Genomic DNA, 19442 nt, shown 5'->3' with positions numbered 1-19442 from the left:
CTATTCCATAACCAGTACTTCAGCCAAGTGACTGAATTCCAAATCACGACCTTGTCGGTCGGCTAACCCTTGCAGGTGCATCAAGCACCCAAAATCTGCACTCACCACCTTAAAGCGATGAACAGATTCAATCTGATCGAGTTTGTTATTGCCCATACGGACCGAAATCTCGTCGAACTTAGTCGAGAACGCGCCCCCAAAGCCACAGCATACTTCTTGCTCCGGAAAGTCTGAGGAGGGAATACCTTTCTGCAGTAATAGTTGCTCGGCTGCTAGGTGGCTATTGGTTTCGCGACGGCAAGAACAGCTGGTGTGATGCGCCCAGGCCAACGGATCTGCTGTGGCCGAAGGCTGCCACCCCTCCTGAAGCAGAAATTCACTTAGTTCATGGGTCTTGCCGGCCACGTCCACTGCGCGCTGATGCCAGGGGTCGCCTGTTTTGAATAAAGAGGGGTAGTGATTGCGGAGCATACCGGCACAGGACCCGGATGGTACAACCACGCGACTATAAGGTTCCAGCACCTGTATTTGGTGGCGGGCTACACTGCGGGCTTGCTCCTGGTGCCCGCCATTATAGGCTGGCTGCCCGCAACAGGTTTGTTGCAGGGGTACGTCAACTTCCAGGCCCAATGACCCCAGTAATTTTAGGCTGGCGTGCGCGGCCTGCGGGCGAAGGGCGTTGATCAGGCAGGTCACATAAAGAGCCACCTTGTTGTCGGGCGCGGGAGTGTTAGCCATGTTTTGGTAATCCATTGTTTAATAAGGGGAAAGTTCCTATATTAATTTGGAAAGCTTTTCAATAATAACAAAAAATCCGCTTCCGTGGCCTTGATATTATGGATCCGAACCCCATCTTCGAAGCAGGGTTCAGCGTGATACCTGCTTATCCAGAACAGCAAAATGATCACCTCTGAATCAGAACCATCGAATCAGTACTGATTTTCAAACCAGGAGAAGAGTAAAAAAATGACTGTCGACGCCAATAAAGAGACCCTTGGCTTTCAGGCCGAAGTGAAGCAACTACTGCAATTAATGATTCACTCCCTGTACAGTAATAAGGAGATCTTTCTCCGGGAGCTGATATCAAACTCCTCAGATGCAGCCGATAAATTACGTTTTCTGAGCTTGTCTGATGCAGACATCATGGAAGGCGACGGCGATCTCAAGATTCGCCTGGAATTCGATAAAGAAAATAACACCGTTACGCTTTCTGATAATGGTATTGGAATGAACCGCGATGATGTTATTTCCCATCTCGGTACCCTGGCTAAATCCGGCACCAGCGATTTTTTGAAAAATCTAACGGGTGACCAGAAAAAAGATTCTCAACTGATTGGTCAGTTCGGGGTCGGCTTTTATTCAGCTTTTGTTGTTGCTGACGAAGTCGAAGTGTTCACCCGCAAGGCAGGTGAACCTGCTGAAAATGGTGTGCACTGGGTTTCTCGTGGCGAGGGTGAATTTTCAGTAGAAGCAATCGAGAAACCCGAGCGAGGTACCCGTATTGTTCTGCATCTGCGTGAGGCTGAATCTGAATTTGCCGACGGCTGGCGATTACGAAATATCGTCAGCAAATATTCTGATCACATCTCCCTTCCTATCGAGATGGAAAAACCCGATATGGGTTCGGAAGCAGAAGAGGAAGGCGAAAACAAAGCAGCAGAAGATAAAACGCCGGAATTTGAAGTCGTAAATAAAGCGACTGCGCTGTGGACTCGGTCTCGCGGTGAAATCAGTGAAGATGAGTATAAAGAGTTTTACAAGCATATCTCCCACGATTTTGAAGAGCCGTTGTCCTGGAGCCATAACCGGGTAGAAGGCAAGCAAGAATATACTTCATTATTATATTTACCGAAAAAAGCCCCCTTCGATCTGTATCAACGCGAAGCCAATCGTGGCTTGAAACTTTATGTCCAGCGCGTTTTTATTATGGATGATGCTGATCAATTTATGCCGTTATATCTTCGATTTATGAAGGGCGTTCTGGATTCTGCTGATCTGCCTTTGAACGTTTCAAGAGAGATTCTGCAAAGTAACCGTAACGTTGAAAATATAAAAACCGCCCTGACCAAGCGTGCTTTGGACATGATTGGGAAACTGGAGCCGGAAGATTATCTGGAATTCTGGAAGCAGTTTGGGCAGGTCCTAAAAGAAGGTCCGGCAGAAGACCATGCAAATAAAGAAAAAATATGTGGTTTGTTCCGCTTTGCCAGCACCCATTCGGGCAGTTCGGCCCAGACCGTATCCCTAGATGATTACATTGGGCGGATGAAAGAAGGCCAGGAAAAAATCTACTATATTGCGGCTGAAAACTACAACGCGGCGGCGAACAGCCCACACCTGGAAATTTTCCGTAAAAAAGGCGTTGAAGTATTGGTGATGTACGATCGTATAGACGAATGGATGATGGGCCATTTGTTCGACTTTAAAGGCAAAAGCTTTGCTAATATCGCGAAGGGCGATCTGGACCTGGGCGCTATCGAAACAGAAGAAGACAAGAAACAGCAGGAAGAAGTTGAGAAAACATCAGAAGATCTGGTCAAGCGGTTGCAGGAAGCGCTGGATTCCAAGGTTTCTGAAGTGAAGGTGTCACATCGACTCACGGATTCGCCGGCCTGTCTTGTGGTGGGTGCCTACGATATGGGTGCCCAGATGCGTCAGATAATGGAAGCAGCAGGACAGCAGGTACCGGATACCAAGCCCACTCTGGAGATCAATCCAGGTCACCCCATTATGGAGCGGCTTAATGCAGAGGCTCAGGAAGATCGCTTTGAAGACCTGGCCATGATTGTGTTTGATCAGGCAGCTCTGTCCGAAGGGGCCACCTTGGAAGATCCTTCTTCTTATGTGAAGCGAATAAATAAACTGCTTATGGAAACCCTGAGTTAAGCCGCAGGGTATACATACGCGCTGTGCCGGAGCTGGTTCCGGCACAGCTTTATTTTGACACTAATCCTACCAGCCCATTCCATCACTCCTTAACCCTGTTAGAATAGAATTGTCACCGGGTGAAATGGGAGATTAATGTGGTTGATTATTCAATAACGTATCCGTTTACCAAACAGGCAGCTGAAGACATTCGCGAGTCGCTTTTGGCGGTTGTTCTGGATTTGATTAAATCAGTCCAAGAGGGCGAAGAAGGCTATTTACTCAATTTCGGGCGCCAATCAGAGGTGCTCCAACCTGTATCACAACTGGTTCAAGTTGAACGTGTGATCAATCCTTTCATGCGTATGCTGGTTATCGTGGAATCCAATGGCGGGCCCATCAAGCTGGATCTGTCCGGACCAACTGGCACAAAAGAGTTTCTTTACTCAGAGTTTGGTCTTAAACGCTGGATGATGGCCTAAACCAGCAACGGATATAAATAAAGCAGGAACTCCGCATGACAACAAAGTTTGAAAATGCTGCCGTTTTGGGTGGAGGCAGTTTTGGCACTTCTATTGCCAATATACTGGCCGACAACGGTCACCGCGTAAAGCTCTGGATGCGTGATCAAACCATGGTCGATGCGATCGCAGAAACCAACGAAAACCCTCGATATCTTCCAGGAAAGAAACTCAATTCTGCCATTCAGCCCACCAGTAGCCTGGAGCAAGCCATTGCCCAATCTGATCTTATTTTTGTGGCCATTCCCAGTAAAGCCTTCAAGAACGTAGTGCAGCAGGCTGCCCAGTGGATGTCCGATGACAAAGTGCTGGTCAGTACCACCAAGGGTATCGGTCAGGACGGGTTTCGTTTAATGAGCCAGATCCTGGAATCCGAGACGCCCTGCACTAAGATCGGGGTTTTAAGCGGCCCGAATCTGGCCAAAGAAGTTGCTGAGCGTATGTTGACAGGCACTGTGATTGCCAGTGAGAGTGAGGATGTGCGGAGCCGGGTGCAAGCGGCCTTGTCCTGCGCTTATTTTCGCGTTTATGCCAATAGTGACCGATTTGGCGTTGAACTCGGCGGCGCCCTAAAAAATATCTATGCGATTGCAGCGGGCATGGCGGGGGCCATGGGGCTGGGTGAAAATACCAAGAGCATGCTGATCACCCGAAGTTTGGCTGAAATGAGCCGGTTTGCTGAGCGCCTGGGCGGCAATCCGATGACCTTTTTGGGCTTGGCCGGGGTAGGGGATCTGTTTGTAACCTGTACTTCGCCTCTGAGTCGCAATTATCAGGTGGGTTACGCATTGGCACAAGGCCAGTCGCTTAGCGATATTCTCGATAATCTGGGTGGCACCGCCGAAGGTGTCAATACCATTAAGCTGGTAAAAGAACGTTCGGAAGAGCTTGAGGTCTATATGCCTTTGGTGCATGGCTTGTATGAGATTATATTTGAAGAGAAAGAGCTCAAGCTCGTCATTCAGGAGTTGATGTTGGGCGAACAAAACAGTGATGTGGAATTTGTGTTACCCGGACCGGACAAACTGGCAAATCTAAAAAGCCAATCCAATGGAGACTGATACTTGATGAGTGAAGATGATCAAAACCCGGATTCGTTGTTGCTAACCGCCTTATATATGATTTTATTTTATCTGATTTTTACATTAACCAGTTACGTGTTGATTGGCATAGGTGTATTGCAGTTCGCTGTCCGCCTGCTTTCCGGTGGTCCTCAGCCGGAGCTGCAGAGATTCGGACTTCGTTTCGGTCGTTACCTTATGCAAATCGTGCAATACATCTCGATGCAAACCAACATAAAGCCATATCCTTTCAGCGAATGGCCCCAGGATGCGGAGAACGGTCGCTAAAGTGCTGTTATATGTTATGCGCCACGGCGATGCGATCAGTCGGGCAAGGACTGATCAGGAGCGTCCACTGAGCCCGTTGGGGGAAGCACAGGCAAGGTCAATGGTGTCTGTGCTCCTGCCCCAGCCTCCGGCCAGGATATTAGTCAGCCCGTATTTGCGAGCCCAACAAACGGCTGCGCTCGTGGCCGCTGGATTAGCTCACCATGATATTGTCGTACCATTAGAAACGATCGATTTCATAACCCCGAATGATTCACCGCAAGTTGTGCTTACTAACCTGGAACCCATTTTGTCAACGGGTGAGGCGGTATTGATCGTGAGCCACCAGCCGCTGGCGGGTGGGCTGGTGACCTGGTTTGCGGAAGGTCATACAATGGGACTGCCGGTGGCAACTGCCTCGATCGCGTGTCTGAAAAGTGATGTGGTCGCCGCCGGTGTTGCTGAGTTGCTTTGGTTGCAGTCGCCTTCTACTTAGGCGATAAGGGCAATGTGTTCTATTAATGTGTGAATAGTGTGCGAATAAGTATCGACTACGCGCTTAAATAACGACAATAAAAATCAGCCTAAGAGAGTGTTTGGTATGACCGCAACAGCAAAGGTTCATTCTCCCAAATCGGACTACATCAACACCGGAATTCCTCTACCACTTGAGCGGTTTTATCATTGGGAGCGAAATGAACCCGATCGCATGTGTTATTCCCAGCCTTATGGTGACGGAAAAATAGTTGAGTTCACCTGGCGCGAAACGGGGCGGCAGGTCAGGGCGATGGCAACCTACCTGGTCGCACTCGGCGTTAAACCCGGTGATAACGTGGCACTGATCTCCAAAAACTGCGCCCATTGGATTATGGCTGATCTGGCGATCTGGATGGCGGGAGGTGTATCGGTGCCTTTGTATCCCACGCTCACCGCTGAGAGCGTTCAGCAAATAATGGAGCACAGCGAATCCAAATATCTGTTTGTCGGCAAATTGGATGATTGGCCCGCAATGCGGTCGGGCGTGCCGGCAGACGTAAAATGCATTAGTTTTCCTTTGAGTCCGGAAAGCAACTTTCCGAGCTGGGATGATATTGTCAAAACCACCATTCCGATGGAAGAGACGCCTACCCGTTCTCATGCTGAATTAGCCACGATCATATACACATCCGGTACCACCGGTATGCCGAAAGGTGTGATGCATACCTTTAACAGTATTGCATCCGGAGCCAGTCAGGCTGCAAATATCTATGAATCATCTTCGGACGATAGAGTGCTTTCCTACCTCCCCTTGTCGCATGTTGCTGAGCGTATGGTGGTGGAAATGATTCATCTTTACCAAGGACAACAAATCTATTTTGCAGAATCCCTGGATACATTTGCGGAAGATCTGAGGCGTGCTCGGCCAACCATATTTTTTGCCGTACCCCGCATTTGGGCGAAATTTCAGGCCGGTGTGTTTTCTAATATGCCGGAGAAAAAGCTTAATCTACTGTTTAAAATCCCTTTTCTATCCGGCTCGGTGAAGCGCAAGTTAAAAGAAGCTTTAGGGCTCGATAAAGCGCGTTTGTGCTTCAGTGGCGCTGCGCCTATTTCTCCCGGTTTAATGGGTTGGTACAAAAGCATCGGAATCGAGATTCTGGAAGTGTACGGTATGACCGAGAACATGGGGTATTCCCACAGTTCACAACAGGGCAAAGGGCGTCCGGGTTACGTTGGGCAAGCCAATCCGTCAGTTGAGGTGAAAATTGGAGATAACGGGGAAGTGCTGGTGCGTTCCCCGACCACAATGGTGGGTTATTATAAAGAGCCTGCCAAAACCAGTGAAGCGCTGACGGAAGAGGGTTTTTTAAGAACCGGTGATGTGGGTACGATCGACCCTGATGGAAGTTTGAAAATTACCGGCCGTATAAAAGAGATCTTCAAAACCAGCAAAGGCAAGTACGTTGCGCCGTTCCCGATAGAATCAAAACTGTTAGCCAGTGAATACGTGGAACAATGTTGCGTTATGGGTAATGCTATGACGCAACCAATAGCGTTGCTGGCGTTGTCGGAATCGGCCCTGAAAGCAATACACGGTGGCGAATCCCGTGACGGAATTCAGCAAGATCTGAGAGCTCTTTTCGATGCGGTTAATGCGCAATTGAACCCGCACGAAAAGCTAAAGTTGCTAGTGGTGACCAAGGGCGAATGGTCAATCGAGAATGGGATAATGACACCGACGTTAAAAATCAAGCGTAATGTGCTTGAATCCCGCTATCAGGACCGGATTGAAGCCTGGTATGACACGGACGAAAAGATCTTGTGGGAATAAGCCACACCAGCCTACGGTTGTAAGATTGAATGATAATCCATTTTGCCCACGCTAACGGTGTACCTGCAGCTTCCTATACACCGCTGTTTAAAGAATTGGCACCGCACCAGGTAATTTTCAAACCAAAGTACGGTCATGATTCCCGATATCCCTATACAGATAATTGGACTTGGCTGGCTGATGAATTGAACGCCTTTGTCGAAGCGAACAGCAATGAGCCGGTGGTCGCAGTGGGGCATTCACTGGGTGCAATTCTAAGCTTTATTGCTGCTTGCAAACGGCCTGATCTGTACAAAGGTGTTTTGATGCTCGATCCTCCTTTGATATGGGGAAGTGGGTCTTGGGTATTTAAACTGGCAAAATTGTTCGGACAGTCTGACCGTATCACGCCTGCGGGAAAATCCAAGTTTCGTCGTGCCCACTGGCCGAATCGGGAGCAGGCAGTGGAATACTTCGCTTCGAAGCGGCTATTTCAGTTTGCGCCAGAGTGCTTCGAGGCGTTTTGCGACGCTGCATTGACAAGTAACGAAGGCAATGGGACCAAGCTGGAGTTTGATGTCGCCGTTGAGGTGGGGATCTTCCGTAATGTACCGGATAATCTAAAACACTATAAAAAACCGGATAATATCCCGTTTAAATTGATTCGTGCAGATAAGAGCAATGCATCAAAAGCGGCCTTTATCGATCCGTTTTTGAAATTTTTCGGAATTCCCGGAGCAGTGATTAGTGGCGAACATATGTATCCCTTACAGCAACCGGGTTTGGCCATTGAATTAATTAACCAATTTTTGGAAGAAATCGAACGTGTTAACTGAAGAGATCAGAATCAATATAGGTGGGCAGGAAATAGCGGCCAAACAGTGGGGTGATGCTGAAAAACCCACTATTTTGGCATTGCACGGATGGCTGGATAATGCGGCCAGCTTCGACAGAATAGCCCCACTATTAACAGACTATCGAGTGGTGGCCATGGATTTTGCCGGCCACGGGTATAGCGCGCACCGTCCTGACGGCATGCGCTACCACATGCTGGATAATGTTGATGACGCGATTGGTTTTGCGGATGCGTTGGAGTTGAATACCTTTATTTTGATGGGTCATTCCATGGGGGCCGGAATCTCCAGCCTGTTGTCCGGCTCTTTTCCGGAGCGGGTTGAAAAGCTGATCTTAATAGAGGGTATCGGAACCAATACCAGTGAAGCGGAAAATGCGCCCGCGATATTGCGCACCGCTGTCTGTGATATGAAGAAAGCCAGTGCCAAACGGAAACCGATTTACGAAACCAAGGATGAAGCCATTGCTGCGAGGACTTTGGCTTTGGGGGGGATTAGTTTTGAGGCGTCGGCAACCCTGTGTAGCAGGGGGTTGCATCAGGTGGAGGCGGGTTATACCTGGCGTTCCGACCCGCGTATAAAAATGTCATCGGCTATTCGGTTAACGGACAGCATGGTAGAAGCTTATTTGCAGGCGCTAACCATGCCGGTTTTTCTGGCAACCGGGAACCAAAGTTTTTTCGCCCACTCGGAGGTATTGCAGAAGCGTGCCGGAAAAGTGCCGCATATGCAGCATGTGCCGTTGCAGGGTAATCACCATTTACACCTGGAACCGGACACTTACATGCCCGTTTATGAAGCGATTAACGCGTTCTTGAATGGCTAGCCTGTTAATATTTTATGTGCTTAAGAATCAACTCGAGCGCGTAAGCTTCTTTTTGCTCGTAGGCTAAATCCTGGGCCAGTAGGGACTTCTGAATTGCGCCATCGTTTGCTAGCAGACTGAGTCCGAATTCCCCATAGCGTTTTTCGATGTATTTTTTAAGGTAAAACGTTTCGCAGTCAGCGACGCTTTTGACTGTGTCCAATTGTTGAATGTGATTAACGAGTTCATCAATGCCGGTGCGCTTGACAGCGCTGGTCAGAAAAATCTGGTCTTTGGCAGCTTGCCGGTAGTCATCCTGCTGCTGCAGGTCGATCAACTTGGCTTGCCTTAATGAGCTGCGCAGCATGTGGTAACTGGTTCTGGCGAGTTTCTCTTCGTCACATTTGTTGACGATAAAGCTGTCAGGAATCTCCATAATTCCGCATTTCATGAACTGAATCTGATCACCCGCCAACGGCTGCATAACCAAAAAAGTGTGGTCGGTCATGAACTGGATGTCTATTTCGCTTTGGCCAATGCCGACAGTTTCGATGATGATGTAATCGAATAAATGACGCAACAATCGTGAGGCTTGAAAGGTTGCTCTGGTGACACCGCCTAACTCCATGTTGGAGGCTTGTGAGCGGAAGAACAATCGATCCATTTTTTTACCAAAATGCATTCTGGTGCGATCACCTAAAATCGAACCGCCAGACACCTGGCTGGACGGATCAACCGCCAGTACAGCAACGCTGAGCTGTGGGTTTTGTTCTAATAACTGTTTGCATAACTCGGCGATCAATGAAGATTTGCCTGCCCCGGGTGTACCGGTAAATCCGAGCACCTGGGCTTGCTTCGGGAATTGTTGCGGGTGCGAATCGATGTGTTCAATGATCTGCTTTCGCAAGCAAACAGATTCCGGCAGGGTGCTTTCAAACAAACTGATTAGTTTGCCAAGCGGCCATTTTTTCAGGGCCTTGGCGGATTCCAGTTTATCCAGCCAAGGCTCAAGGGGAGGGATGTCCGGTTGCGTCATCGATGTCGGTGGGGGTTTTTGGTCATATTGGATGTCAGGCGGCACGTTGTTTGCTGTCGAGAATAATGTTCATAATGCTATCCATTATATCCATCAGATCGTAATCTTTGGGTGTGAAAACTTGTTTGATGCCTTTTTCTTTTAGGGCTGGAATATCGGCTTGTGGAATGATTCCCCCCAGTATGACAGGGATAGCACCTTTCGCCCCTTCTTTATCAAGCTCAGCTAACAATTGGTCGATGATTTCGTTATGCGAACCGGACAGAAGCGAGATGCCGATCACATCGACATCCTCTTCTATCGCGGACTGTACAATATCAATCGCGCTCAGGCGAATTCCGAAATAAATAACGTCGAACCCGGCGTGGCGTGCGGCCACCGAAATCATCTCCGCACCATTGGAATGACCGTCCAGCCCGGGTTTACCTACGACGATTCTCGGGCGGTGCCCATGGGCTTCCATAAACGTTTTAACTTTAGCGCGTACGGTATTGAGTTTATCGTTTTCCAGGGATAATGATTGTCCTTCTACACCCGTTGGTGGGCGGTATTCGCCGTAGACTTCTCTTAATGTGGCGGACCACTCACCGGTGGTGATACGGGCATGAGCGCAGGCGATAGATGCTTCCATCAAATTCTTACCAGCTCGGGCGTCTTCTTTTAATTGCTGTAAACAAGCGTCGGCTTTGGCTTGATCCCGCGTGGCTTTTGTTTTCTGCAGTGAGTTCAGGGTCTCTGCTGCGGAGTCTGGGTCGATTTTAAAAACGCCGCCGTCAGCTGCGGATAACAACGGCGAAGCGATGCCTTCCGCCCACCGGTTCTTGCCCACGACTATTTGTTCGCCGGTATTGATTTTCGCCATGCGTTCGGCTTGTGAAATCACCAATTGAGACTTCATATAACCGCTCTTGATAGCTTCGACTCCACCACCCGCGTCCAGGATTTTGCTGATCTCTGCGCGGGCTTGGGTTTTAAGATCTTCTACTTTGGAGTGAATCACAGGCGACCCGGCGAACAAATCCGGGTATTCCAGCAAATCTGTTTCGTAAGCCAGGATTTGTTGTAATCGTAATGACCATTGCTGATCCCACGGGCGCGGTAGCGATAATGCTTCGTTCCAGGCAGGTAGTTGCAAGGCACGGCAGCGGGCATCACGTGACAGCGTCACACCCAAGGCTTCAATCAGAATACGCCAGGCATTATTTTCCGGTTGCTCTTCAGTCAGACCTAACGAGTTCACTTGAACCCCGTATCGGAAACGACGAAATTTCGGATTTTTAACCTGATAGCGTTGTTGACAGATTTCGTCCCACAGCTCCGTAAACGCTCTCATTTTGCACATTTCTTCAATGAAGCGCATACCGGCGTTAACGAAAAAAGAAACCCGTCCTACACAGCGTTCAAAATCGGCTTCTGAAAAACAGTTTCGCTCCTTAATGGCATCCAATACAGTGATGGCAGTAATCAATGAATACGCCAGTTCCTGCACCGGTGTCGCTCCGGCTTCCTGTAAATGATAGGAGCAGACATTGGATGGGTTCCACTTGGGGATGTTGTGCAGACAGTATTCGTACATATCGACGATGAGCTTTATTGATTCATCCGGTGGAAATACATAAGTACCGCGAGCCAGAAATTCTTTGATCAAATCATTTTGGGTGGTGCCCTGTAATTTCGCCAGATCAATACCGCGTTCTTCCGCCAGTGCAATATACAAGGACAGCAACCACATCGATGTGCCGTTGATAGTCATAGAGGTGTTGATCTCATCCATGGCCATCTGATCAAACAAGATAGCAAAGTCATCGAGGGTGTTAATAGGTACGCCGACTTTACCAATTTCAGGACGGGCAATATCTTCATCAGAGCTGTAGCCGCACTGAGTTGCTAAATCAAAAGCAATACTTAGGCCGGTTTGGCCTTTTGCCAGGTTGCTTCGATACAATTCGTTTGAAGCCCGAACATTGGTGTGTCCGGCATAGGTGCGAAAAATCCACGGGCGATCTTTGCTGGGCTTTCCGTCCTGATCGTGAATAATGTGGGCTGCTTTATCGCTCATCTTGATATCCTGAGTTGTTTGGTTCACCTGATACTAGCGCGCGTTTTTAATCAGTAATCTGCGTTCAATTTCAAATATCTTCGCGGGTATTTTGTCTTTGCCCATGGCTTTTTTATTGTTTTCCTTGATAAATAAATCGGCACCGAATTCCTCAAAGGCTGCGGCAGAGGTCATGTTTTTTACGCCGATAAATTGCACCGTGATCACCTCGGCTAAATCGCTCAGATCAGCTGGTGCCTTATCTACCGAAAGAATTCGGGAGAGGGCGAATACGGTGTCTCCGGCTACTGCTGGTTGCGTGTGGTAGCCTTCGGTGAATCCGAGTTCCCAGATTGCGTTCTCGGATAGATCGCGACTTGCCAAGCCTTCCAGCCAGGCGAAAACCAATCCGCCATAGACGATCGGGTTTCCGCTCATTGGTCCGCTCAGACTTTGACTGAACACCTTATCGTAATGCAGCGGATGCGTGTTGCCCACTTGATAGGTCAGTGCAAAATGTTCTTCGGTAATCGTCCGGCCATTATTGTGAACGATGATGTCACCTGGTTTGAAGTTGGCTGCATAGGTGTTCCATCCGGTAACAGATTGCGGTACTGATGAAAGGTGTTTTGCTGTGGTTTGCGGAAGGTTGACTGACGCGGTTTCTTGCCACGGGAACGCCGGAGTGGGTGCATCGGATACCGGAATTGTGGCAAGACGTTCACCGCGATAGGCTACCATCAATTTGCGCTCATATTGCAATACTACCTGGTCTTGCTGATTCAGGCCCAGCGTACGGATAGTCACAATGCCGGGTTTGTCAGCGCCGCGCTCTTTACGATCAACTACCATGGTCATGGCGCGCACTGTGTCGCCAGGATACACCGGGTTCAGGAATTGCGCGTTGTAATATCCCAGATTCGCGATTACCTTCTCTGAATCATTTTGAACACCCAGAGACAACACGACGTTAAAAACCATCTGCGGAGAGGCAGTCAGGTCGTTGAAGCCGTGGGCTTTCGCATACTCAAGATCCAGGTAAAGGGGATTGCATTGCATATAGGTTCTTGAGAAGGCATCGATGGACGCCCGGCTGAAGGTGAATCCTCGGGGATGAACAAACAATTGACCGGGAACATATTCTTCCAGATAACGCCCATATTGGGGTTGGCGAATCTGTTGAAGGTTCACTTCGCACTCCGGAGCTAATTCCTGTTGCGGGGTAAAGGTAAATGCCATATCAGAATCCTTGTGGTTCACGCGCGGATCAGGCCGCGCGCTCTATCAATGCTTTTGCAATCACTTTGAGCGCCAGCGTTTCTTCAGCGCCTTCAAATATCGAGAGCACGCGTGAATCAATAAAGTAACGGCTTACCGGGCTCTCCTCTGCATAGCCCATACCGCCATGGATTTGCATTGCTTCGCGGCATAACCATTCTGAGGATTTGCAAGAGGCAAGTTTCACCAGGCTGGCTTCCATCTGGCCCTGTCCTTCGTCCATCAGTCGTGCCACGTGATAGGTGAATTGCCGAGACACCGCCAGTAGCATTGCCATTCGAGCAATTTTCACAAGAGTGAGCTGATATTCGCCAATCGCTTTGCCGAACACAACCCGTTCTTTTGAATAGGAAAGTGCGCGTTCAAAGGCGGCTTGCATAACGCCGGTTGCGCGGGCCGCGGTTTGGATACGGCCACCGGCAAAGCCCGCCATGGTGAAATAGAAGCCCTTGCCAATGCCTTCGTTACCGCCCAAAACATGAGAATCCGGCACAAAGTAGTTATCGAAAAACACGGTGAACGAGTGCATGCCACGATAGCCCATGGTGGGTATGGCTTTTCCAGTGATGGTGCCGCCGTTCTCCTGCTCATGAGCAAAGGCATGACCAGGAAAAGTGGGTTTTTCCACCAAGAACATCGTCAATCCTTTATGACCCGACTTCATATCAGGGTTGGTGCGTGCCAGAGTCAGCAACACACCGGCTTTACCGGCAAAGGTACACCAGGTTTTTTCACCATCCAGTACCCAGCCGCCTGCCACCTGCGTGGCTTTTAACTTCATCGACGCCACGTCCGAACCGAAATTGGGTTCCGTTACCGCAACGGCATTGAGAGGCTCGGCCTGCGCTAATTTGGGTAACCAGTATTGCTTCTGGTCTTCAGTGCCGCCTTTTAATAGCGCACGGGCCATTATTTCAGGACGGGTGATTAAGCTGCCAGCTGCGCCGAGAGAGCCACGAGAGAGTTCCTCAGTCACCACGATCATGCCTAGATTGTCTTCGCTGTCGTCGGGCTGAATACCACCGTACTGCATGGGGATTGACAGACCAAAGCAGCCCAATTCAACTAATGGTTTGAGTATTTCATCGGGGATATCCAGGTCTTTGGTGTGAATGTGTTCTGCTAGGGGCATGACTACGTCGGAAGCGAAGGCGCGGAACGAATCCCGCATCATTGCTTTTTCATCGTCGAGCATGTACTCGCCGACGTAACCTTCATTGTTCAATATCGTTTTACCGACAGCTTCCAGTTTTTCGGTGGACAGATACAGATTAATGAAGTCGTCCACCGTATCGCTATCCAGCGTTTTTGCCAGTTGTTCGCGGCTGAACCCATAATCCCCACGGCGTGTGTTGAAGCGGGCGCGGGTATTTTGCAAAGTTTCTGCACTGTATTGTAGGGCCAAGGCTTCTTCTATGCGCAATTCATCGCTTCCGCCCTTATCTGCCCGCACTTTCTGGCTGTAGTCCAGCATGACATTGGCCGCTGTAACTTCAGCTTCACAGTAAGCTAATTCATAACAGGCCAATTGCTTCTCATCCAGCTTGGATCCAGACACACGACCGTTATCCAAGGCACCCGCCTTCAGGTGGCTGAGTGCGGAATTCAACGACGTTTGAGCAAGATCAATTAAGGATCGTGCTTGTTCGATGGCTGACGACATTATGTTCTCCATAGAAAAGGAATTGCGGGTGCTTAACCGTGTGCCCGGTTGGAAACAATGTGCACGAAGGATCGAGATCGAAGCTCATCCATTGTGATACCGGTGGCCACGGCTTCTTCCTCGGTTATGGCGCCACAGGCAATCCCACGCAGGAAGAAGTTCAGTAAGCCTTGCCCTGTTGCAGCATCGTCAAAGGTATTACCAACCAGCGTAGCTTGTGCTGCTTTTCCGATAAAGGCTTCCAGACGTTTCGATGCGTCCGGTAATCCTTGCAGAAAGAAGCTGTAAACCGCCGCGTAGCGAATCGGTAGCTGAGCTGGGTTCAGATCCCAGCCCTGGTAATAGGCATGACGCAAAGAGTGCATAATGTTGTCGTAATGCAATTTCCATGCAGAATGCACCACAGCCGCGTTTTCAAGCTGTTGTTGCGTGGAAAGTTCGCCTTTGTGGGGACCGATCGGCATGACTGTGGTTGCACCATCACTGATCGTGATGCCGGTTCCCGCACAAGAAACCTGCAGAACATGACGTGCAAAATCGGAAGCAGGGTGGGTGTGTGTCTGGTAAGCTGCGGTAATATTGCAGGTGGCCGTGTAATCGTAGGTTCCGAAGATCGCCGAACGGCAACGACCACGAGCGGCGGCCGCTAATACCCGCACCTGATTGGAGCCATCAGCGTCAATGATCGCCTGCGTGGTCTCAATCATGATTTCCAGTTTGATGGATTGTGCTGCGTAACCGCATTTCTCTTCAATGATGTCCAATAGATCGGCCAGCGCCGATACCTGCTCAGGATGAGTGACCTTGGGCAGAGTGATAATAAAATTATCCGGCAATTTACTTGAGGTCAATTCCGCCAACCGCGTAAGGAATAAATCAAGAGTACGCACGGAACGGGCACGGCATTCTTCAGTGAAGGTTTTAATGCGAATACCAATAAAGGGCGGCAGGGTTTTTTCTTCCATGCCCTGGGCTACTTGCTCAGCGCTACGCACCGCGTCAGCGTCTTCTTCATCGTCTGGTCGGTTACCGTAGCCGTCTTCAAAATCGATGCGGCTATCTTCGATTGGCTCTCGTTCAAGTTTCTTCATCACCCGATCATAAACCGTATAGGCCAACCAGGCAGCCGGATTGGCTTCTTTCATTTGTGCTGGATTGGCTGCCACCGCTTCCCCGAGTTTAACCGCTTCTGCATGGGTCAGTGGTAACGATTCAAAGCCGTGGAGCTGAAGAATCCGGGCCAGGGAGCAAAAATCACCTGCATAGGTATTCAGCGCTTTGACAGCTAAACTACCCAGCTTTTGGGCTGCACCGGCTTTGAACAGGTTGGCACCGCCATAGACCGTATGAACCTGTTGGCGGTCTGACGAATCACCCGGATAAAGGCTGCTGTGAAGTTGATTGGAAGTCGCCAATTTGGCGAGGATGGTTTGGGTGTCTGAGTCGGATAGTGTCAATTTCATGCGTTACCCATGTCCTTAAACAGTCGAATTGAAAGGGTGCTAACGCCGAATTCAAGCAGAATCGCGGCCAAAATGCAGCGGGTTAGCGACAGAAAGCGGGTTTTTTGCGAGCGCCTATTTTAACGGCGCCCGACTTATATGGACAGATTATATAGTGGACGTGTAGTCACGACTATACAACGCAATGAATTGACTGTGTTAAAACGAAAGTAACGGCTGCAGATTGCCTGGTTTAAGGGCGACTTTTGGGTTTTGCCCGATCTTTGACACTGCGGGCCAGCTTCAGTTGGATTTTCAGATGGCCGTCAAGATCCTGTTGTTTATATTCCCATGCCGCACGCGCTTTATCGTGAGGCATTAGCAAAAAGCCCTTGTTCTGAACCGCATCGTGAATCATTTTGGCGATATCCTCTGCGCTTAATTCGTCAGAGTTGTCCATCAGCTTTGCTAGATTGTCGCTAGTGGATTCATCAGGGGATCGCATGGACTCGCCCAGATTGGTTTTAAAGAAGGAAGGGCACACGCAGGTCACGCCGATGCCGAAGGGTTCCAATTCGGCGACTAAGGTTTCAGACAACGAAACCACGGCGGCCTTGGATACGTTATAACTGCTCATTCCTGGAGGGTTCAACAAGCCAGCCATCGATGCGATGTTGACAATGTGGCCGCTGCCCTGTTCTTTCATTATCGGAACCGCCGCCTGACACCCCCGCAGTACGCCGAAGAAATTGATGTCCATTATCCATTGCCAATCTTCATTGCTAACCCAGTCGAACGGACCACCACCGGCGACACCGGCATTGTTCACCATGACATCCAGGCCGCCCCAGCGGTCAGTTACGGCATTTACGGCTGCTTGCAGATCGTCCGCTTTGGTGACGTCACAGCGTTGGAAAAACACCTCACCTTGAGTGCCAGTGGCGCTGAATGATTCGAGAGCCTGTTTGCCTCGTTCGTCGTTGACGTCAACGATACAGACGTGATGGCCCTGGGATAAGAAATAAGTCGCTAGTGATTTTCCCAGGCCGCTGGCCCCACCGGTGATTAGAACCCGTTTAGTTACAGAACGCTCCACGCTTACGTCTCCTGTTTAAGAATATGTGGTAGTGGTTGTTGAGATAACAGCACTTCAAGTGAATTCATGGTACGCCCAATCAGAAATTGTCGCTATTAGTCTGAGATTAGACAGGTCTTTGTCTTGAAAGGGGTTTAGTGCTTTGTTAGCTTCTATACTCCCACATTTAATGAGACGACGATGAATAAAATCCTTATAGGACTGCTAGGTTTTGGGTTAATTATGGCCAGTTGGCAAGGGTTTGCACAAACAACCGAGGTGATTTTTCAGGATACGAAAGTCGTAAAACAAGCAGAACAGGCCGATCGTCATTATATGTTACCCCTGGGGAGAGTGAAGCTGGATCGTGTCGCGGGACGAAATATCCCGGCTAAGTATAAACGCCTGCAAGGCCAGTTTTCGTCAACCGTATGGGAGCTTACCAGTGATGTTCCGCTGGAAGAAGCTGAGCAGCAAGTCCGATTGTTCCTTGAAAGCCCCCGTTACGAGATCCTGTTCGAATGTCAAAGCCGGGACTGCGGTGATAGCTTTTCCTGGGCTAATTCTGTTTTTGAGCAGCCGATTTTGTACGGCACTGACCGCAACCAATTTCTGTGGTCGGTCAAGGATGCCGGTAGTCGCCGTTATCACACCTTTTATTTGGTGCAGCGCCCCAATGGACGCAGGTACTTCTATGAAGAAATACTGTTTGTTCCGGAACTTGTGTTGGATGCCCATATTATCCGGGAACATTTACAAAGAGCTGGCAGAATCAACCTCGGTGAGCTGGTGGTCATGGACGGCAAGGCCGATGTTTCCGCTGTAATGGAACGAATTAAGCCTCACTTGGCACAGATAAAGCCTGAGCTGCTGGTGATTCACAGACACGGCAAAATGCTAGAGGTGGAGTTCAAGGCGGAGCTGGAAGCGGCATTGAAAAAAGCAGAATTGGATTCCGTTAGGGTTGAAGACGTAGGAAACCGGGCGCCTCAACCGGATGCAGCGGGACCTGCCTGGGTCGATTGGGTCAATGCGGATTGGGTTCCTTAGCCTCAAATGCCCCTCTGGTTTGAGCTGCTTATGATTTAAATGTATACAAGGCAGCCTTGAAAATGGGGAATCTTCGCTATAATTATCAAAGCCCATACACCTTGGTAAAATAGTGTAGATGCCCCATGAAACAGTCACTAGAAGCTGCTCAGCCCACCACTGTTATTGTTGCTACCGAACCAGCACAGGCACCTCGTAAAACCACTCATCCCAGCATTCTGCGTAAACAACGCATACGGACACTCGCAAGATCAAGAATGCGCTTGCGACGTTAAACGGCGGCTTCAGGTTGCCAGTTTGACAAGGGCGTTCGCCAACTCGGGCGCAACACTCTAAAATTCCCCATTCTATTTTTCAATCAGAGTGATCCGGGAGTGCCCCTCGTCCATGCCAAACCGCAATCTTTCAAAATTACATGGCACGTTATTGCTGTTAAATGAAGAGCAACAGTCATTCGCAGATGCTCAGATTCTGTTATTGCAGGCGATCCATGAATGCGGCTCTATTTCCAAGGCAGCTAAACAAATCGGCATTAGTTATAAAACAGCCTGGGATAGAATCGATGCGATGAATAATATGTCGGGTCAGCCCCTTGTGGTGCGATCGGTTGGCGGTGCGCAGGGCGGTGGTACTGCCTTAACGTCATTAGGTAAGCAAACTGTCGCCGGGTTCATTGCTGTGCAGGCGGAGCTGGATGCCTTTATCCAACGCATTGGTGCACAGTTGCATTCAATAGAAGATTTAGCGAATTTTGTCAGGAGTGGTTTTGTGAAAACCAGTGCCAGAAATCAGTTTCGCGGTGAAGTCAGTAAAATCACTTTCGGCGCCGTTAACTCAGAAGTAGACATCCGCATCAGCGAAACGCAATCTCTAGTTGCGATCATTACCAATGACAGTGCCAGTCAATTAGGTTTGGAGCAGGGGGCCGAAGTCATAGCGTTAGTGAAAGCCTCCTGGGTGCTACTCAGTCCGGATACGGATATTGTCACCAGTGCACGAAATAAATTAACAGGCACGGTGTCGCGCATTGCTCAAGGCGCAGTTAACTCTGATGTAACGTTGGATTTAGGTGGCGGGAAATCCGTCAGCGCCGTTATAACCAACACCAGCCTGAATGAGCTGGGGTTACGACAAGACGATCCGGCGTGCGCATTTTTCAAAGCATCCAGCGTCATTTTGATGGCCGATATTTAGCGG

At 49.4% G+C, this 19442-nt stretch carries 17 protein-coding genes; 10 read left to right on the top strand and 7 right to left on the bottom strand.

Translation table 11 applies throughout. The features are described 5' to 3' along the window. A complete protein-coding gene (locus FT643_RS10145; protein ID WP_198043462.1) occupies nucleotides 1-738 on the bottom strand; it encodes a (Fe-S)-binding protein in 738 nt (245 codons plus the stop codon). 228 nt (nucleotides 739-966) lie between these two features. Here FT643_RS10145 and htpG point away from each other — a divergent pair, with 228 nt between their 5' ends. The 8 genes from htpG (at nucleotide 967) to FT643_RS10105 (ending at nucleotide 8684) form a co-directional block, all read left to right on the top strand. Next, nucleotides 967-2886: a molecular chaperone HtpG gene (htpG, locus tag FT643_RS10140; protein ID WP_156871280.1), complete on the top strand. Its 1920-nt coding sequence runs from the start codon at nucleotides 967-969 to the stop codon at nucleotides 2884-2886. A 137-nt stretch (nucleotides 2887-3023) separates the two neighbouring features. Next, nucleotides 3024-3347: a hypothetical protein gene (locus FT643_RS10135; protein ID WP_156871279.1), complete on the top strand. Its 324-nt coding sequence runs from the start codon at nucleotides 3024-3026 to the stop codon at nucleotides 3345-3347. A gap of 35 nt (nucleotides 3348-3382) precedes the next feature. Then, complete coding sequence (locus FT643_RS10130; protein ID WP_156871278.1) at nucleotides 3383-4447, top strand: NAD(P)H-dependent glycerol-3-phosphate dehydrogenase; 1065 nt, start codon at nucleotides 3383-3385, stop codon at nucleotides 4445-4447. A gap of 6 nt (nucleotides 4448-4453) precedes the next feature. Next, complete coding sequence (locus FT643_RS10125; protein WP_156871277.1) at nucleotides 4454-4735, top strand: DUF4389 domain-containing protein; 282 nt, start codon at nucleotides 4454-4456, stop codon at nucleotides 4733-4735. A 1-nt stretch (nucleotide 4736) separates the two neighbouring features. Further along, nucleotides 4737-5210, top strand: a complete 474-nt coding sequence (sixA, locus tag FT643_RS10120) for a phosphohistidine phosphatase SixA (RefSeq protein WP_198043461.1) — start codon at nucleotides 4737-4739, stop codon at nucleotides 5208-5210. Nucleotides 5211-5357: 147 nt separating this feature from the next. Then, nucleotides 5358-7025 carry an AMP-binding protein gene (locus FT643_RS10115; RefSeq protein WP_411267808.1) on the top strand — a complete coding sequence of 556 codons (1668 nt, stop codon included), beginning with the start codon at nucleotides 5358-5360 and terminating at the stop codon, nucleotides 7023-7025. A 29-nt stretch (nucleotides 7026-7054) separates the two neighbouring features. Continuing rightward, on the top strand, nucleotides 7055-7840 hold the full coding sequence (locus FT643_RS10110) for an alpha/beta hydrolase (protein WP_156871274.1): 786 nt from the start codon (nucleotides 7055-7057) through the stop codon (nucleotides 7838-7840). Beyond that, nucleotides 7830-8684, top strand: coding sequence for an alpha/beta fold hydrolase (locus tag FT643_RS10105; RefSeq protein ID WP_156871273.1), 855 nt, complete (start codon nucleotides 7830-7832; stop codon nucleotides 8682-8684). Before FT643_RS10110 ends, FT643_RS10105 begins: the two co-directional genes overlap by 11 nt. Nucleotides 8685-8688: 4 nt before the next feature. Here FT643_RS10105 and FT643_RS10100 read toward each other — a convergent pair whose 3' ends face one another. The 6 genes from FT643_RS10100 to FT643_RS10075 form a co-directional block, all read right to left on the bottom strand. Next, a complete protein-coding gene (locus tag FT643_RS10100; protein ID WP_156871272.1) occupies nucleotides 8689-9744 on the bottom strand; it encodes an ArgK/MeaB family GTPase in 1056 nt (351 codons plus the stop codon). After that, nucleotides 9734-11758, bottom strand: coding sequence for a protein meaA (locus tag FT643_RS10095; RefSeq protein ID WP_156871271.1), 2025 nt, complete (start codon nucleotides 11756-11758; stop codon nucleotides 9734-9736). The genes FT643_RS10100 and FT643_RS10095 overlap by 11 nt, the downstream gene beginning before the upstream one ends. 33 nt (nucleotides 11759-11791) lie before the next feature. Beyond that, nucleotides 11792-12976, bottom strand: a complete 1185-nt coding sequence (locus FT643_RS10090; RefSeq protein WP_156871270.1) for a MaoC family dehydratase — start codon at nucleotides 12974-12976, stop codon at nucleotides 11792-11794. Nucleotides 12977-13004: 28 nt separating this feature from the next. Beyond that, a complete protein-coding gene (locus FT643_RS10085; RefSeq protein WP_156871269.1) occupies nucleotides 13005-14678 on the bottom strand; it encodes an acyl-CoA dehydrogenase family protein in 1674 nt (557 codons plus the stop codon). A 32-nt stretch (nucleotides 14679-14710) separates the two neighbouring features. After that, nucleotides 14711-16141, bottom strand: coding sequence for a DUF6986 family protein (locus FT643_RS10080; RefSeq protein ID WP_156871268.1), 1431 nt, complete (start codon nucleotides 16139-16141; stop codon nucleotides 14711-14713). A gap of 232 nt (nucleotides 16142-16373) precedes the next feature. After that, the gene (locus FT643_RS10075) at nucleotides 16374-17216 is read right to left on the bottom strand and encodes an SDR family oxidoreductase (protein ID WP_317621995.1); all 843 of its coding nucleotides are present in this window, start codon (nucleotides 17214-17216) and stop codon (nucleotides 16374-16376) included. Nucleotides 17217-17396: 180 nt separating this feature from the next. Between FT643_RS10075 and FT643_RS10070 the strand changes: the two genes are divergently transcribed. Together FT643_RS10070 and FT643_RS10065 are read left to right on the top strand one after the other, a co-directional pair. Further along, complete coding sequence (locus FT643_RS10070; RefSeq protein ID WP_156871267.1) at nucleotides 17397-18245, top strand: DUF4892 domain-containing protein; 849 nt, start codon at nucleotides 17397-17399, stop codon at nucleotides 18243-18245. Between the two features lie 387 nt (nucleotides 18246-18632). After that, nucleotides 18633-19439: a TOBE domain-containing protein gene (locus tag FT643_RS10065; RefSeq protein ID WP_156871266.1), complete on the top strand. Its 807-nt coding sequence runs from the start codon at nucleotides 18633-18635 to the stop codon at nucleotides 19437-19439. The last annotated feature ends 3 nt before the right edge of the window (nucleotides 19440-19442 follow it).

Source organism: Ketobacter sp. MCCC 1A13808 (genome assembly GCF_009746715.1).
GTDB lineage: Bacteria > Pseudomonadota > Gammaproteobacteria > Pseudomonadales > Ketobacteraceae > Ketobacter.
The sequence above is the reverse complement of the archived record's forward strand: the minus strand, read 5'-3'. Positions and strand labels throughout refer to the sequence as shown.

Bases quoted from the DNA above. Each gene is read 5' to 3' on its own strand.
- FT643_RS10145 (WP_198043462.1), bottom strand. From the start codon at position 738: ATGGCTAACACTCCCGCGCCCGACAACAAGGTGGCTCTTTATGTGACC.
- htpG (WP_156871280.1), top strand. From the start codon at position 967: ATGACTGTCGACGCCAATAAAGAGACCCTTGGCTTTCAGGCCGAAGTG.
- FT643_RS10130 (WP_156871278.1), top strand. From the start codon at position 3,383: ATGACAACAAAGTTTGAAAATGCTGCCGTTTTGGGTGGAGGCAGTTTT.
- FT643_RS10125 (WP_156871277.1), top strand. From the start codon at position 4,454: ATGAGTGAAGATGATCAAAACCCGGATTCGTTGTTGCTAACCGCCTTA.
- FT643_RS10110 (WP_156871274.1), top strand. From the start codon at position 7,055: ATGATAATCCATTTTGCCCACGCTAACGGTGTACCTGCAGCTTCCTAT.
- FT643_RS10095 (WP_156871271.1), bottom strand. From the start codon at position 11,758: ATGAGCGATAAAGCAGCCCACATTATTCACGATCAGGACGGAAAGCCC.
- FT643_RS10090 (WP_156871270.1), bottom strand. From the start codon at position 12,976: ATGGCATTTACCTTTACCCCGCAACAGGAATTAGCTCCGGAGTGCGAA.
- FT643_RS10085 (WP_156871269.1), bottom strand. From the start codon at position 14,678: ATGTCGTCAGCCATCGAACAAGCACGATCCTTAATTGATCTTGCTCAA.
- FT643_RS10080 (WP_156871268.1), bottom strand. From the start codon at position 16,141: ATGAAATTGACACTATCCGACTCAGACACCCAAACCATCCTCGCCAAA.
- FT643_RS10070 (WP_156871267.1), top strand. From the start codon at position 17,397: ATGAATAAAATCCTTATAGGACTGCTAGGTTTTGGGTTAATTATGGCC.
- FT643_RS10065 (WP_156871266.1), top strand. From the start codon at position 18,633: ATGCCAAACCGCAATCTTTCAAAATTACATGGCACGTTATTGCTGTTA.